We start from the raw sequence: 13,021 nt of genomic DNA on the forward strand, positions 1-13,021 counted from the left end.
TCCGGCAAGGCTGGCTTCACCCTGAATGAACGCGGGCAAGGCGGCTTCGCTCCCCTCCCGGCTAAGCGAGCCGGGCGATCACGGCCTGGGCTGCGGCCGGAGCGCGGAGCTTCGCGCCGTTGATCATGAACAGATAGACGTCGCGGGACGTCGCGGGCGCCGAACCGTCCAAGACGTAAGGGAGGCCCGGTGGTGCCTCGCCCTTCGCCCATCCTTTCGCGACGCCGGTCCAGCGGTCGAGCTCGGCTCCATCATAGCCGGCCGGCTCCTCCTCGCGCGCCTGCTGGAGCCGGGCATAGACGAAATCGGCGGTGACATCGGCGATGCCGGGATATTCCGCATGATCCGCGAACACGATCGCCGCGCCGGCCTTGCGCGCGAGGGCGACGAAGCGCGGGTCGCGGAAGCTCTCGTGCCGGACCTCCAGCGCATGACTAAGAGCGACACCGTCCTGGGCGGCCGGGATCAGCTTCAGAAAAGCCGCGAATTCGTCGGCATCGAACTTCTTGGTCGGCGCGAACTGCCACAGGATCGGGCCGAGCTTGTCGCCCAGCTCGACGATACCCTGCGAGCAGAAGCGCGCGATCGACTCCGCCGCCTCCGGCAGCACCTTGCGATTCGTGCAGAAGCGCGACGCCTTGACCGCGAAGACGAAGCCGGGCGGCGCGGCCTTCGCCCAGCGGGCGAACGTCTCCGGCTTCTGGCTGCCATAATAAGTGGCGTTGATCTCGATCGCGGTCACATGGGAGACGGCATAGTCGAGCTCGCGCGCCTTCGGCAGATCGGCCGGATAGAAGACCCCGCGCCACGGCTCGTAGGTCCAGCCGCCTATGCCGACCCGAATGGTTCCTCCGGCCATCAGAAGCTGGCGCCGTCGATCTGCTTGATCTCGATCGCGTCGAGATCGATCCCCTCGGCGCAGCGCAGGTTGATCTCCACCATGGCCTTCCCGTCGGGCCCGGTTCCTTCCGCGAACGGAGCACAGCCGCAGGTCTTGCAGAATTGGTGCCGGATATTGTGCTTGTTGAAGGTGTAGACGATGATGTCGTCGCGCGAGGCTTCAAGCGTGAACCTGTCCGCCGTCGAGAAATGGTGCAGATAGCCCTTCCTGCGACAGATCGAGCAATTGCATTCCAGCGCCTCGGCGGGCGGCTCCTCGTCGAGCGTATACGCGATTTTGCCGCAATGGCAGCTTCCCTTGATCGGCATGGTCCCTCCTGGGCCGGCTTCACCTTGTAGCGTTTCCGCCGCAGGCAGGCGAATGACGGCTCAGACTTGAGAGCGCGGTTCGAGCGAGCGTTACGCCAATTCTTGATAATGCGAATAACTCGCAATAGGATGGCGGCCAGAGGAGAGTTTCATGGCCTTCGACATCGATCTGCTGGCGCGCTCGCCGGACCTGCGCGCCCTTCCCGCTTGGGAGGCGCGCGTAGCGGTGACGCTCCGGCTGTGGGTGGTGATGAACAAGCTCGGCCGGTGCCCGCTCCAGGCCATGGCCGAGAAGCTCGAATCGCGCCGCGCCGCCGCCCACCTCCATTTGATGCTGGAGGAGGTCGGCGCCGCTTGGCCAGAGCCCTTCTGCGTCAGTCCGCCCTGCTGCCCGCGGCTGAGCCACGACGAGGCGCTTATCCTCGACATGGTCCGCGCCGCCAGCCGGGGCGACCGCCCGGGCTTCGACCGGCTGCTGAGCGATCTTCTCCCCGCCGACGCGCGCGACCCGCTCTTCACCTCCGCCGCTCTTTTCGCCTCCGCTTTGTCATAGATCCGCGAGGGATCCGATCGGCCCGCGCCTACCGCATGATGCAGTTGGTGCCGGCCCAGAGCGCGGTCACCGTGGCGTCGGGCGTGTCGGCGCTGAGCAGGCCGGTATAGCCGCCGCCGTTGAACTCGGTCCCGAGCGAGGTCTGCTCGACCGTCGGCGCGGCCCCCAGCGCCGCCGCGAGGTCGGCGCGCGGCGATCCGATCGTGATTCCACCGGGCGTGCCGATCCATGGCTCCTCCGAACCCGCGCGCAGCTCCCAGCCGACGAATTCGCCCTGGCTGAACATCAGCACGACATTGTCCCAGCTGGCGAATTCCATCGGACCCGCGCCGCATTCGGTCGATTCTTCCTTGTGGTAGGTTTCGCCGAGAATGGGTGTGACCTGCTCGATCGTGTCGAGGCTGTTCGCGCCGAATGCGATCCTGCTCTCCTCGGTGCCGGCCGGGAGGATGGCGTTCGCCTCGAGCAGGACGTTGGGGCTGCCGCCCTCCTCGCCATGCGCGTCGACCGCGTTGGCGTCGGCCACGGCCGCCACATTTGCCTGAGCGTCGCTGGCGTCCGCACCGCCGCAGGCGGCCAGCGCGAACACAGCGGCGCCGGCGAAGAGAATATATTTGTTCATCAATGTCCCCCCTGTCGATAGGCGGAGGCTGCGCCGGGATGACCGGGGCGGTCAAGCCCTGCGAGGACATCCGCATTCCCTCTGCGCGCGGTCCTCCGGATTGCCACGGGCCTTCGGTCCTCGCAATGATGGGGCGAGGAACGGACGCGAGGAGAAGAGGATGAGCGGCGCGGCGGCAGAAGACACGCCCTCTCGGGCGATCGACGCGAAGATCGAGGCGCTTGGCGATTGGCGGGGCAGGACCTTGGCGCGGGTGCGGGCGATTATCAGGGCGGCGGACCCGGACGTCGTCGAGGCGGTGAAATGGCGCAAGCCGTCCAACCCCTCGGGCGTGCCCGTGTGGGAGCATGAAGGCATCCTCTGCACCGGCGAGACCTACAAGGACAAGGTGAAGCTGACCTTCGCGAGGGGCGCGGCGCTGGCGGACCCGGCGAGCCTGTTCAATTCCAGCCTGGAAGGCAACACGCGGCGGGCGATCGACATAAGGGAAGGCAACGAAATCGACGGGGAGGCGCTGGCGGCGCTCGTTCGCGCCGCCGTGGCGGCGAATGTGTCGCGGCCGGCCCGCTCCAAAAGTTAGGCAAAGGTCAGGCCAGGAACGCACCTTTCAGGCGTCGTCGTCGCCAGCGTCGATTGCGCCAACTGTGTTTGTGTAGTAATACAGTATGGCAGACTGAAGGAGGCGGAAGATGGGAATGTGGGCGATCACGGCCGCTGCGGTGCTCGCGGGCGCGCAGCCTTCCGTCGCGGAAGTCCCGGATGTGCCAGCGGCGCGTGTCGAGGCGCAAACGGTGGCGCATCCCGGCGAGGGGGTGACGGTGCGCGTGCCGCCCTCGGCGACTTATGTCGGCGGCGAGCGGTTCACGCTCTACGATGTGGCCGATTGCGAGATCCACGTCTTCATCGAGGCCGACGCGGACCGGCGCATGAAGCGCCTGTGGTGGATCCAGTTCGAAAGCTACCTGCCGAGCAAGCCGGAGCTCGGCTACGATTATGCCGACGGGAATAGACGGATGATGCTGGACGGCACGCCGATTTGGGTGCGCGCCAACCCCGTGCCGACCGACGGGCCGATGCGCGAAGGCTCCGATCGCGAGGCCGTGTTCCGCATCCTCAAAAGCGGCGGTTATCCGATCCCTCCGCAAGTGATGAACGTGCGCATGGTGCAATTGCTCGACGATTCCAAAGGCACCGGCCAGGGCCGGCGCGAGCTGATGATCATCTACAGTGAAAATTTGGAGCCGACCGGCAAGACGCTGGCCGACCTGACGACCGACGGCAAGCCGGACGAGAGGTGGACGGCGATAGGCGAGAAGCTGATCGAGCGAGCGATGGCGTCCGTGACGGTGGAGCGGCGGTAAGCGCGGTTCAGCCACGGAACTCGATCTTGACCGACGGCGCGCTGCGTTTCGCCGGCCCATGGAACACCGCCTCGATATTGTTGCCGTCGGGATCGAGCAGGAAGGCGGCGTAATAATCGGGATGGTAGTTCGGGCGCAAACCCGGCGCGCCATTGTCCTTGCCGCCCGCCGCCAGCCCCGCCTTGTGGAAGGCGTCGACCGTGGCACGGTCGCTGCCCTGGAAGGCAAGGTGGTGGCGGCCGGTGCGCTTGCCCAGCGCCTCGGGGCTGTCGTGGGTAGAGACGAACAACTCGTCATACCAGAAATGCGTGTCCGCGCTGCCGCCGATCGGGATCTCCAGCACCTCGAACAAGGCCTCATAGAAGCGCCGGCTCGCGCCCAGATCGGCGACGACCAGCTGGATATGGTCGATGAGGCGACCTCGGTGCAGTTCCTGCGTTTCCATTGATGCCCTCCTATCCCGCGTCGTCGGATTTGTGTTGAAGCGGATTTCGCTCTTCGGGCGCGGTCATGCCGGCGGAAAGGGCCGCGCGGGCGGTGAGGCCAAAGTGACGAGGTTGCCGTCGGGATCGCGCACCTGCGCCAGCGTCGAATAGTCGCCCTCGATGTCGTCGCCGAGCGCGATCCCCGCGTCTCCAAGCCGGCGGCGCTCGGCCGCGAGATCCTCGACATAGAGGAAGAACATGCCGTGGCCGGCGATCTCCTCGCTGCTGGACAGCATCAGCCCGCCCTGGTCGGACAGCTCCCAGTGCAGCAAGGTGGGCATCGGCCGGTGGTCCGGGCCGCGGCCGAGCAGCTTCGTGTACCAGGCTTCCCCGGCCGCCATGTCCGCGACGAGCAAGGAAGCGTAGCTTTTCCGGATGGTCATGGGTGCCTCTTCCTCGTCACTCCCGTTCGGCATCGGTCGCGAGATCGTCGTGCCAGACCCACCAGCCATAAGGCGGCGTCTGGGGATAGAATTCGGGCGAGTCCTCCCATTCCTCCTGGCGGCCGAGCGCTGTGATATCGAGATAGTTCCAGGTGTTCCCCATCTGCTCGTCGCCGCGGCCGTTGACGAAATAGGTGCGGAATATCTTGTCGCCGTCCCGGATGAAGGCGTTGGTGCCGTGCCATTCGTCGACCCCGAAATCGGCATCGAAACCGTCGGTCAGCGTGTACCAGGGGATATGCTCCCAGCCCATATGCGCCTTCAGGCGGGCGAGGTCCGCTTGCGATCCACGCGAGACGAAGGCGAGGCTGGTGTCGCGGGCATTGAGATGCGCCGGGTGCGCGACCTGATCGGCGACCATGGAGCAGCCGATGCATCCCTTCTCCGGCCAGCGCCCGACGCCGGGATCCATGAAGGCGCGGTAGACGATCAGCTGCCGGCGGCCGTCGAACAGATCAAGCAGGCTCACGCGGCCGTCGGGGCCTTCGAACGCATAATCCTTCTCGACCGCCAGCCACGGCATCCGGCGGCGTTCGGCGGCCAAGGCGTCGCGCGACCGCATCACCGCCTTTTCCTTCTCGCGCATCCGCTCATGGGCGGCGTCCCATTCGGCGCGCGACACGATCGAGGGCGTCTGCATCGGCTTGTTCCGGGCGTGCTCGGATGTTTCGGCCATCGCTCTCCTGCCTCCGATCCATTTGCGGAAGACCGCCGCGAGGGCGGGCCCGGAGTGAACGCCTGTTCGATCGGGAAGGTTGCCGGGTAAAGCTTCGTCCGGGTTGCGCTGCGGGAGAGGCTGGGGCAGCCTGCCTGCTTCAATGCGAAAGGGGCACAGGTGGCCAAGCACCGCATCTACACGACGAGCGTGGCGAGCGTTTACCCGCATTATGTCGCCAAGGCCGAGAAGAAGCGGCGCACCAAGGCGGAGGTCGACGAGATCATCCGCTGGCTGACCGGGTACCGGCAGGACGAATTGGAGGCGAAGCTCGCCGCGGGCACGGACTTCGAGACCTTCTTCGCCGAGGCGCCGGCGATGAATCCGGCGCGATCCGCGATCACCGGCACGATCTGCGGAGTGCGGATCGAGGCGATCGAGGAGCCGCTGATGCGGGAGATACGATATCTCGACAAGCTGATCGACGAACTGGCCAAGGGCAGGAAGATGGAGAAGATCTTGCGGGCGGGGTGACGGGGTCGCCATACCCTCCCTCGAATGGTCCCAACGTTCGCACTGGCCATGAGACATGCGCCGCGAGGGGGCCGCCAGGCGCGTGCAGGGTCGGTCGATCATGCCCCCGGCGCGATCCAGGGGGTGCGGGGCATCCTTTTCCCTGACGCTCGTGACGCGGGTCCCGTCGCGCCCGGGCCGGGGCGCGGGCCGTCCGGCGTTCACCGGCTGCGCGCGCTGTATCGCCATCGCCCGCCTCCGCCCGGCGGCTCATGCTCCTCCACTGTGCTTCATGATGCTCACGCCTTCGAGTCGCAAAAGGAGCGGATCATTTATCTCATCGGAAGGGGTGTAGGAAAATCCCGCTTGGCGGGACGACGGATCGGGGGCGGTTGCCCGGCAGTGACTTCCTCATCCTGAAGGGCGCGGAGGGGCGCGCCATCCGTCTCTGCCTTGGCGGCGGCGGCGCCAAGGTCGTAGAAGCGACGGGCGACCGATCCGAGGGAGAGCATTGATGCCCCAGTCCAAGCCCAAGCTCCTGTCGGGCGGCAACCCGCAGATACCCAAAGGCTATGGCGACGCCCCGGTGCAGGCCTATATCGCCGCCATGCCCGGCTGGAAAAGCGCGGTCGGCGGCCGCATCGACGCGATCGTCGAGAAGGCCGTGCCGGGGGTGAGGAAGGCGGTGAAGTGGAACTCGCCCTTCTACGGCATGGAGGACGATCTCTGGTTCCTGAGCTTCCACGTCTTCGCCCGCTATGTGAAGGTCGCCTTCTTCCGAGGCGCGTCGCTCGAGCCCGTCCCGCCGGTCGCATCGAAGAGCGGCGACACCCGCTATTTCCACATCCACGAGGACGACGCTTTCGACGAGGCTTTGTTCGCCGATTGGGTCCGCCAGGCGAGCCGGTTGCCGGGAGAGAAGATGTAAGCGGGGGGGGGGGGGCGGAATTCGCCAGTTTCGGGCGGCCTAGCCAGGCACGCGCCATGGACGCCGGCGCTCGCGGGCTGGTTGTCCCGAAGCTTCTCCCGGTGAGGAACATGATCAAGGGGCCATGTTCGACCGAGCCGTCGCCCTCGAAGAGCTTGCGGATCGAGAGTAGCGGAGTGAATTAGGTATTGTGTCCCCGGAATTGCCGGTGCGACGAACGGGGTGGGCGAATCGGGAGTGAGCGGGGGCGAGTTTGGTATTGTGTCCCCGGAATTGCCGGAATTGCAGACAGATACCCAGATAGCTCGCTATCGCTTCATCGGCTGAGACCCGTCCATTAGGTCTTCGCGATGATAAACTATAGGAACCCCGCTTGAATCCACTGTAAGCTCAAAGTCTTGAAACACATTGGGCGCTTCGTCCAACAGTATCTTGAGCAAAGTAGCACTGAAACGTCGCATCTCATGGTCTCCGACGATTCCGCCCCGAAGCTTTAGGAAGTGACGTAGAGCTCGGGCGTTAGCAGTAAAAGCCACCTTAGTGGTTGCCGCGTTTGGTAGGACAAGTCTCGCCACGGCATGAGCTTCGCGTCTTCCTTCCTTGCTGCCATGGTCCCCCGCCTTTAAAATACGGTCATAGAGTTGGAGCGATCGCTGCTTCAGCTCCTTCCATTCTTTGGCGATTTCGGGCTCTATGTCGGCGATATCGGGATCAACTACGTCAATGAGTCTATGATCTACGTATTGTTGAGACAGCTGACTGAAAGAGAAGCCGATTCTATGTCGAACCAATTGATGAGAGAAGGACCGGGTTACGTCGTAGGCTACGAACGTCCAGCTTGCATGCTCCAAGACGCTTTCGTGACCAGCTTTTATCAAGTGAGCAATATATTGGCGATTGCTTTTAGGGGATTGTCGATTACCAAAAGAAAGATAGCATAACCTTCCGCAATATTCTATCAAAGACTCCGCAGCCGTGGCATTATCGTCCACACGCCAGCCTGATTTTACTGCAGCAGCAAGACCAGCCACTTCAGGCATAAGTGGCTTAGAAATAAGAATAATCTTAGGATTGTTTGTCATTTTATCCGTTTCTCAATCGCATCCAACCTGTCAGAGATCTGACCGAAATCTACGTCACCTCCAATACTGTCTACCTTCCCTTTAAGCTCGGCAACCTGCGTTTGCGTACTGGACACAACTGTCAAATAGGCAAACCCAACAGATAATACTATTGGGAGGAGCCATTGAAGTAACGTGTTTTTCGTAATCGTATTGACTGCCGCCGCATGGGCTCGCTGGCTGACGTTCATGAAATCCGTACTGAGTGCCTGCTGAGCCGTTCTTACAAAAGATTCCTCATTGGATGCGGTTTCCGGGCGCCTGTCTTTCCACGAAGCCTCCGCATCTGCAGTCAACTGGAATAAAAGAAGGCTGACTAGTCGATCACCTTTCCGGATGGGGTAAGGCTCTTTCCCCATGTTAATCACCGTCATGTGAAGATAGCCCTCGTAGCCGGCGTCCACATGGCCAGAATTGGTCATGAGCAAGCCCTTGGTCGAGACACGCGAAGGCGGAAACGCAATGCCCGCTACGTTGCTAGGCATGTGTAAGCGTTCAAGTGTTCGGATTGTTACCGTTTCTCCTTGCTTTAGGATAACGTCGGCATGAGCTTGTCCTGCTTCGGTTGTAAATTTGCGGAAAAAGCCGCTCGAGTATGGTCGGAATATGTCTCCGACAGAGAGATCGATTGAGGACGCTTGGATGGGCGAGCTCTTTGACGTGTAATCAGCTGGATCAATCTTCGACGCGATCGACGGGACGGCTGCGACCCTGTCGTGTATCTCTTTATCTCTCAGCACCTTTGCCCTCCCCTAGACATCAGACGTCAGGAGCCACCGGAATATACAACGCCCCTCTCTGGCGATAGCGTTCACTCATCTCCGCCATACCCTTTTCCGCCTCCTTAGTAGCGAACGTGTCAAGGCTCGCGGCGCCGTGCCGGCGGGCCATCAGACGGCGGCGGCGCGGCGGTGCTCCATGAGCAGGCAGCGGCCCCAGGGGGTCTCGACGGGGCCGCCGCTGACGGCGAAGCCCGCCTTGGCGTAGGCGCGGATCGCGCGCGCGTTGTCGGGGTGGGGGTCGGTGCCGATGGCGCCGGCGCCGGCCGCGAAGAGGCGTTCGACATGCTGGCGCACGAAGGCGCTGCCGTGACCGCGCCCGAGCAGTTCGGCCGGGCCGATCGACTGATCGACGCCGCGCGCGCCGGGCGGCAAGTGGGCGAAATGGTGGCCGGGCCAGGCGTGCGGATCATAATCCTGGGCATAAGCGATCGGACGCCCGTCGAGCTCGACGATCCAGGCGGCGGTGTGCGGGTCCGCCATGGCCTCCTCGAAGAAACCCCGATCGTCCTCGACCGCGCCCCACCACTCGGCCCAATGGGGCTGCGCCCGCCAGCCATAGAGGAGCGGGAGATCGCCGGGCAGGACGGGGCGAAAGCGATAGAGGGGCACGCCGGTCATTTCGCGGGCAGGTAAATCTCTCCGCCCTTTTCGCGGAATTTCTCGCTCATTTCGGACATGCCTTTTTCCGCCTCGACCTCGTCGAGGCGACCCCTCACCCCGCTCATCTTCGCTGAGTCGCCCTCTCCCACAAGGGGAGAGGGGCTGGTGGCGGCTAAGAATGAGTCTGCGCTCTGGTTTTGCTTGGCGGCGAAGTCGCGGACTTCCTGCGTGATCTTCATCGAGCAGAATTTGGGGCCGCACATGGAGCAGAAATGGGCGGTCTTGGCGCCTTCCGCCGGGAGGGTTTGGTCGTGATATTGCTCGGCGGTGTCGGGGTCGAGGCTCAGGTTGAACTGGTCGCGCCAGCGGAATTCGAAGCGGGCGCGGCTTAGGGCGTCGTCGCGGAGTTTCGCCGCTGGGTGGCCCTTGGCGAGGTCGGCGGCGTGGGCGGCCAGTTTGTAGGTTACCACGCCTACTTTCACGTCGTCGCGGTCGGGGAGGCCTAGGTGCTCCTTAGGGGTGACGTAGCAGAGCATCGCGGTGCCGAACCAGCCGATCATCGCGGCGCCGATCGCTGACGTAATGTGGTCGTAGCCGGGGGCGATGTCGGTGGTGAGCGGGCCCAAGGTGTAGAAGGGCGCCTCGCCGCAGGCTTCGAGCTGCTTGTCCATGTTGGCCTTGATCTTGTGCATCGGCACGTGGCCGGGGCCCTCGATCATCACCTGGACGTCGTGCTTCCAGGCGATTTGCGTCAGCTCGCCGAGGGTGGCGAGCTCGGCGAACTGGGCTTCGTCATTGGCGTCGGCGATGCTGCCGGGGCGCAGGCCGTCGCCGAGGCTGAAGGCGATGTCGTAGGCCTTCATGATCTCGCAGATTTCCTCGAAGCGGGTGTAGAGGAAGCTCTCCTTGTGGTGGGAGAGGCACCATTTGGCCATGATCGAGCCGCCGCGGCTGACGATGCCGGTGACGCGGTTGGCCGTCATCGGCACGTAAGGCAGGCGGACGCCGGCGTGGATGGTGAAATAGTCGACGCCCTGCTCGGCCTGCTCGATCAAGGTGTCGCGGTAGATTTCCCAGGTGAGGTCCTCGGCGACGCCGCCGACCTTCTCCAGCGCCTGGTAGATGGGGACGGTGCCGATCGGGACGGGCGAGTTGCGGACGATCCATTCGCGGGTGTCGTGGATGTTGCGGCCGGTGGAGAGGTCCATGACGGTGTCGGCGCCCCAGCGGATCGCCCAGACCATCTTGTCGACCTCGGCGGCGACGTCGGAGGCGACGGCGCTGTTGCCGATGTTAGCGTTGATCTTGACCAGGAAGTTGCGGCCGATCGCCATCGGCTCCGATTCCGGGTGGTTGATGTTGTTGGGGATGATGGCGCGGCCGCGGGCGACCTCGTCGCGGACGAATTCGGGAGTGACGTAATCGGGGATGGAGGCGCCGAAATCCTGACCGTCCCGGACGTGCTCACGCAGCTGCTCGCGGCCCAGATTCTCGCGGATGGCGACATATTCCATCTCGGGGGTGATGATGCCTTTGCGGGCGTAGTGCATTTGCGACACGTTGGCGCCGGGCCTGGCGCGGAGGACCGTGCGGCGGACATTGGGGAAGGGCTGGACGCCGCCGGAGCGATCCGGACCGAGCTGGCCATTGTCCTCGGGACGGACTTCGCGCTGAAGCACCTCCTCGACGTCGCCGCGGGCGCGGATCCAGTCGGCGCGGATCTCGGGGAGGCCTTGGGCGATGTCGATGCTGGCGGCGGCGTCGGTGTAAGGGCCTGAGGGATCGTAGACGCGCAACGGCGGCTCGCCGCAGGACGGCTCGAGCATGATCTCGCGCATCGCCACCTTGAGCGGGCCGACATGAACCTTGCGGCTGCCACGGATCGGGCCCGTGGTGACCCCGATTATCTCGGTTCTTGCAGGTGCGTCGGCCATGTCTCGTCTCCAAAAACGGGACGGAGGGCTCGCGGCCGCTCCCTCCCTACGCCGGTGTCAGCCGGATCAGGTTCAGCGGGTCATGGCTTCAGCCAAGTCTCAACCGCTCACGCGCGGTCCCCCGGGGATGGAGACGCCATAGGCCATCGCCCGCCCCGGGGAAAGGGCGTTCGGCTCAAGGGTGAAGGGGAGAAAATGGTGGGCGTGGCAAGGATTGAACTTGCGACCCCTGCGATGTCAACACAGTGCTCTACCACTGAGCTACACGCCCACACTGGGAGGGGCCTTTAACCGGGCCCCGCACGGGGCGCAAGCCGGCTTGGGTCACAATCTGCCGTGCTGGTCCTCGCTCTGGAACAGGCGGTCGACCTCGGCGACCAGGTCGCGCAGGTGGAAGGGCTTGGACAGGACCTTGGCGGTCGGCGCGGCGCTGCCGGCCTTGAGCGCCACGGCCGCGAAGCCGGTGATGAACATGACCCGCATGTCGGGCGCGCTGACGGCGGCGCGCTGGGCGAGCTCGATACCGTCCATCTCCGGCATGACGATGTCGGTCAGGAGAAGGTCGAACACTTCCGATTCGAGCAAAGGCAGCGCCGCCGTGCCGCGATCGACCGCCTGCACCTCATAGCCGACCTTTTCGAGCGCGCGCGTCAGATAGAGGCGCATCGACTCGTCGTCTTCGGCCAGGAGTATCTTGGGCATTCGCGCTCCGGTAGCAGGCAATCGGCGCGCGCCGTTCGCCGCCGCAGCCCGTTTATGCCCGAAGCCCTTAAGATTTTCCAGTCGCCGCGAAAGCGAAGCCCCCGGGCGATCCGCGTTTGCACGCGCGCCGCACGCTGCTAGGCTTGCCAGAGATCATGGCCGAGTCCCCCGCCGAGCCGCCTTTCATGCGCGTCGGCCCCGGCACCGCCGCCTCGCCGGTGGTGCTTTCGGTGCCCCATGCCGGCCGTGCTTATTCCGCGAAATTGCTGGACGCATCGCGGCTACCGCGCGAGACGCTGGAGACGCTGGAGGACCGGCTGGTCGATCGGCTGGTCTGGCGGGCGGTCGCCGAGGGCGCGAGCGCGCTGGTCGCGCTGGCGCCGCGCGCCGAGATCGACCTCAACCGCGACGAGCGCGAGGTCGACGCGGCCATGGTCTCGCCACCGCCGCCGGCGCGCGGCCTGCTGGCATCGCCGCGGACGCGGGGCGGCCTCGGCCTGGTTCCGGCGCGGATCGGCGGATCGGGCGCGATCTGGCTGAGGCGGATGAGCGGCGCCGAGCTTGCGCGCCGGATCGAGACCATCCACCGGCCCTATCACGAGACCCTCGCCACGATGCTGGAAGAGGCGCGGCGGCGTTTCGGAGTGGCGATCCTGCTCGATTGCCATTCGATGCCGCCCAGGATCGGCGCGAAGGGCGTCGTCTTCGGCGACCGGCACGGCGCCAGCATCGCGCCGGACTATCTCGATGCGGCCATCAAGGCGGCGGAGGCGGAGGGCTATGCGACCGCGCGCAACGCGCCTTATGCCGGCGGCTACATCACCGCGCGCCACGGCCGGCCGGCGCGAGGCATCCACGCGCTCCAGCTCGAAATCGACCGGTCGCTCTATCTCGACGACGCGCTGCATTCGCCGGGCGCGGGCTTCGAGGCGGCGGCGCGGATGATCGCCGCCGTTGCCGCCGCGCTCGCCGCCAGGGCGCTGGAGCCGCCGCAGGCGATCGCCGCCGAATGACAAAAAAATGACCACCTCGCGGGGGGAGTGCGAGGTGGCCAAGGTTCAGGGAGGAACGCCCATGATGGGCGTAACACGCCGCCCCAAAGGGGGGATGAAG

At 64.9% G+C, this 13,021-nt stretch carries 18 protein-coding genes, 1 tRNA gene and 1 riboswitch; of the genes, 7 read left to right on the forward strand and 12 right to left on the reverse strand.

All coding sequences use genetic code 11. The features are described from left to right. Positions 1 to 61 precede the first annotated feature (61 nt). Positions 62 to 859, reverse strand: a complete 798-nt coding sequence (locus ACFQRC_RS10850; RefSeq protein ID WP_379961080.1) for a DUF72 domain-containing protein — start codon at positions 857 to 859, stop codon at positions 62 to 64. Beyond that, on the reverse strand, positions 859 to 1,209 hold the full coding sequence (locus tag ACFQRC_RS10855) for a GFA family protein (RefSeq protein WP_379961082.1): 351 nt from the start codon (positions 1,207 to 1,209) through the stop codon (positions 859 to 861). The genes ACFQRC_RS10850 and ACFQRC_RS10855 overlap by 1 nt, the downstream gene beginning before the upstream one ends. A gap of 151 nt (positions 1,210 to 1,360) precedes the next feature. On the opposite strand from ACFQRC_RS10855, the gene ACFQRC_RS10860 reads away from it, so the two are divergent. Then, positions 1,361 to 1,762 carry a hypothetical protein gene (locus ACFQRC_RS10860; RefSeq protein WP_379961084.1) on the forward strand — a complete coding sequence of 134 codons (402 nt, stop codon included), beginning with the start codon at positions 1,361 to 1,363 and terminating at the stop codon, positions 1,760 to 1,762. Positions 1,763 to 1,790: 28 nt separating this feature from the next. Here ACFQRC_RS10860 and ACFQRC_RS10865 read toward each other — a convergent pair whose 3' ends face one another. Further along, positions 1,791 to 2,384 carry a hypothetical protein gene (locus tag ACFQRC_RS10865; protein WP_379961086.1) on the reverse strand — a complete coding sequence of 198 codons (594 nt, stop codon included), beginning with the start codon at positions 2,382 to 2,384 and terminating at the stop codon, positions 1,791 to 1,793. 160 nt (positions 2,385 to 2,544) lie between these two features. On the opposite strand from ACFQRC_RS10865, the gene ACFQRC_RS10870 reads away from it, so the two are divergent. Both ACFQRC_RS10870 and ACFQRC_RS10875 read left to right on the forward strand, forming a co-directional pair. Then, positions 2,545 to 2,964 carry a DUF1801 domain-containing protein gene (locus ACFQRC_RS10870; RefSeq protein WP_379961088.1) on the forward strand — a complete coding sequence of 140 codons (420 nt, stop codon included), beginning with the start codon at positions 2,545 to 2,547 and terminating at the stop codon, positions 2,962 to 2,964. Between the two features lie 109 nt (positions 2,965 to 3,073). Further along, positions 3,074 to 3,745, forward strand: a complete 672-nt coding sequence (locus ACFQRC_RS10875) for a hypothetical protein (RefSeq protein WP_379961090.1) — start codon at positions 3,074 to 3,076, stop codon at positions 3,743 to 3,745. Between the two features lie 7 nt (positions 3,746 to 3,752). Here the strand turns inward: ACFQRC_RS10875 and ACFQRC_RS10880 are convergent, their stop codons facing one another. The 3 genes from ACFQRC_RS10880 to ACFQRC_RS10890 form a co-directional block, all read right to left on the reverse strand. Further along, on the reverse strand, positions 3,753 to 4,190 hold the full coding sequence (locus tag ACFQRC_RS10880; protein WP_379961092.1) for a VOC family protein: 438 nt from the start codon (positions 4,188 to 4,190) through the stop codon (positions 3,753 to 3,755). A gap of 63 nt (positions 4,191 to 4,253) precedes the next feature. Continuing rightward, on the reverse strand, positions 4,254 to 4,613 hold the full coding sequence (locus tag ACFQRC_RS10885) for a VOC family protein (RefSeq protein ID WP_379961094.1): 360 nt from the start codon (positions 4,611 to 4,613) through the stop codon (positions 4,254 to 4,256). Between the two features lie 16 nt (positions 4,614 to 4,629). Further along, the gene (locus ACFQRC_RS10890) at positions 4,630 to 5,349 is read right to left on the reverse strand and encodes a DUF899 domain-containing protein (protein ID WP_379961096.1); all 720 of its coding nucleotides are present in this window, start codon (positions 5,347 to 5,349) and stop codon (positions 4,630 to 4,632) included. A 159-nt stretch (positions 5,350 to 5,508) separates the two neighbouring features. On the opposite strand from ACFQRC_RS10890, the gene ACFQRC_RS10895 reads away from it, so the two are divergent. From ACFQRC_RS10895 to ACFQRC_RS10905, 3 genes are all read left to right on the forward strand, one after another. Then, positions 5,509 to 5,862, forward strand: coding sequence for a DUF2200 domain-containing protein (locus ACFQRC_RS10895; RefSeq protein ID WP_379961098.1), 354 nt, complete (start codon positions 5,509 to 5,511; stop codon positions 5,860 to 5,862). A 371-nt stretch (positions 5,863 to 6,233) separates the two neighbouring features. Next, positions 6,234 to 6,356: a hypothetical protein gene (locus tag ACFQRC_RS10900; RefSeq protein WP_379961100.1), complete on the forward strand. Its 123-nt coding sequence runs from the start codon at positions 6,234 to 6,236 to the stop codon at positions 6,354 to 6,356. Beyond that, positions 6,356 to 6,769 carry a DUF1801 domain-containing protein gene (locus ACFQRC_RS10905; RefSeq protein WP_379961102.1) on the forward strand — a complete coding sequence of 138 codons (414 nt, stop codon included), beginning with the start codon at positions 6,356 to 6,358 and terminating at the stop codon, positions 6,767 to 6,769. The genes ACFQRC_RS10900 and ACFQRC_RS10905 overlap by 1 nt, the downstream gene beginning before the upstream one ends. Before the next feature lie 308 nt (positions 6,770 to 7,077). On the opposite strand, the gene thyX is transcribed toward ACFQRC_RS10905, so the two are convergent. The 6 genes from thyX to cpdR form a co-directional block, all read right to left on the reverse strand. Then, positions 7,078 to 7,851, reverse strand: coding sequence for an FAD-dependent thymidylate synthase (thyX, locus tag ACFQRC_RS10910; RefSeq protein ID WP_379961104.1), 774 nt, complete (start codon positions 7,849 to 7,851; stop codon positions 7,078 to 7,080). Beyond that, the gene (locus ACFQRC_RS10915; protein ID WP_379961106.1) at positions 7,848 to 8,630 is read right to left on the reverse strand and encodes a hypothetical protein; all 783 of its coding nucleotides are present in this window, start codon (positions 8,628 to 8,630) and stop codon (positions 7,848 to 7,850) included. Before ACFQRC_RS10915 ends, thyX begins: the two co-directional genes overlap by 4 nt. Before the next feature lie 150 nt (positions 8,631 to 8,780). After that, entirely contained in the window at positions 8,781 to 9,290 is a 510-nt protein-coding gene (locus tag ACFQRC_RS10920) for a GNAT family N-acetyltransferase (RefSeq protein WP_379961108.1), read from the reverse strand. Beyond that, positions 9,287 to 11,206 (reverse strand): phosphomethylpyrimidine synthase ThiC, encoded by a 1,920-nt coding sequence (gene thiC, locus ACFQRC_RS10925; protein WP_379961110.1) that lies wholly within the window; start codon positions 11,204 to 11,206, stop codon positions 9,287 to 9,289. The genes ACFQRC_RS10920 and thiC overlap by 4 nt, the downstream gene beginning before the upstream one ends. Positions 11,207 to 11,232: 26 nt before the next feature. Next, positions 11,233 to 11,340: riboswitch (TPP riboswitch) on the reverse strand. A gap of 62 nt (positions 11,341 to 11,402) precedes the next feature. After that, positions 11,403 to 11,477, reverse strand: a tRNA-Val gene (locus ACFQRC_RS10930). Between the two features lie 53 nt (positions 11,478 to 11,530). Further along, positions 11,531 to 11,908 (reverse strand): cell cycle two-component system response regulator CpdR, encoded by a 378-nt coding sequence (gene cpdR / locus ACFQRC_RS10935; protein ID WP_379961112.1) that lies wholly within the window; start codon positions 11,906 to 11,908, stop codon positions 11,531 to 11,533. Between the two features lie 155 nt (positions 11,909 to 12,063). On the opposite strand from cpdR, the gene ACFQRC_RS10940 reads away from it, so the two are divergent. Further along, positions 12,064 to 12,921 (forward strand): N-formylglutamate amidohydrolase, encoded by an 858-nt coding sequence (locus tag ACFQRC_RS10940; RefSeq protein ID WP_379961114.1) that lies wholly within the window; start codon positions 12,064 to 12,066, stop codon positions 12,919 to 12,921. Positions 12,922 to 13,021 lie beyond the last annotated feature (100 nt).

It is taken from the genome of Enterovirga sp. GCM10030262, assembly GCF_042666435.1.
Taxonomy (GTDB): domain Bacteria; phylum Pseudomonadota; class Alphaproteobacteria; order Sphingomonadales; family Sphingomonadaceae; genus Allosphingosinicella.

Excerpts from the sequence above, each read along its gene's own strand:
- ACFQRC_RS10850 (WP_379961080.1), bottom strand. The coding sequence starts at position 859 with ATGGCCGGAGGAACCATTCGGGTCGGCATAGGCGGCTGGACCTACGAG.
- ACFQRC_RS10855 (WP_379961082.1), bottom strand. The coding sequence starts at position 1,209 with ATGCCGATCAAGGGAAGCTGCCATTGCGGCAAAATCGCGTATACGCTC.
- ACFQRC_RS10860 (WP_379961084.1), top strand. The coding sequence starts at position 1,361 with ATGGCCTTCGACATCGATCTGCTGGCGCGCTCGCCGGACCTGCGCGCC.
- ACFQRC_RS10865 (WP_379961086.1), bottom strand. The coding sequence starts at position 2,384 with ATGAACAAATATATTCTCTTCGCCGGCGCCGCTGTGTTCGCGCTGGCC.
- ACFQRC_RS10870 (WP_379961088.1), top strand. The coding sequence starts at position 2,545 with ATGAGCGGCGCGGCGGCAGAAGACACGCCCTCTCGGGCGATCGACGCG.
- ACFQRC_RS10875 (WP_379961090.1), top strand. The coding sequence starts at position 3,074 with ATGGGAATGTGGGCGATCACGGCCGCTGCGGTGCTCGCGGGCGCGCAG.
- ACFQRC_RS10880 (WP_379961092.1), bottom strand. The coding sequence starts at position 4,190 with ATGGAAACGCAGGAACTGCACCGAGGTCGCCTCATCGACCATATCCAG.
- ACFQRC_RS10885 (WP_379961094.1), bottom strand. The coding sequence starts at position 4,613 with ATGACCATCCGGAAAAGCTACGCTTCCTTGCTCGTCGCGGACATGGCG.
- ACFQRC_RS10890 (WP_379961096.1), bottom strand. The coding sequence starts at position 5,349 with ATGGCCGAAACATCCGAGCACGCCCGGAACAAGCCGATGCAGACGCCC.
- ACFQRC_RS10905 (WP_379961102.1), top strand. The coding sequence starts at position 6,356 with ATGCCCCAGTCCAAGCCCAAGCTCCTGTCGGGCGGCAACCCGCAGATA.
- thyX (WP_379961104.1), bottom strand. The coding sequence starts at position 7,851 with ATGACAAACAATCCTAAGATTATTCTTATTTCTAAGCCACTTATGCCT.
- ACFQRC_RS10920 (WP_379961108.1), bottom strand. The coding sequence starts at position 9,290 with ATGACCGGCGTGCCCCTCTATCGCTTTCGCCCCGTCCTGCCCGGCGAT.
- thiC (WP_379961110.1), bottom strand. The coding sequence starts at position 11,206 with ATGGCCGACGCACCTGCAAGAACCGAGATAATCGGGGTCACCACGGGC.
- cpdR (WP_379961112.1), bottom strand. The coding sequence starts at position 11,908 with ATGCCCAAGATACTCCTGGCCGAAGACGACGAGTCGATGCGCCTCTAT.
- ACFQRC_RS10940 (WP_379961114.1), top strand. The coding sequence starts at position 12,064 with ATGGCCGAGTCCCCCGCCGAGCCGCCTTTCATGCGCGTCGGCCCCGGC.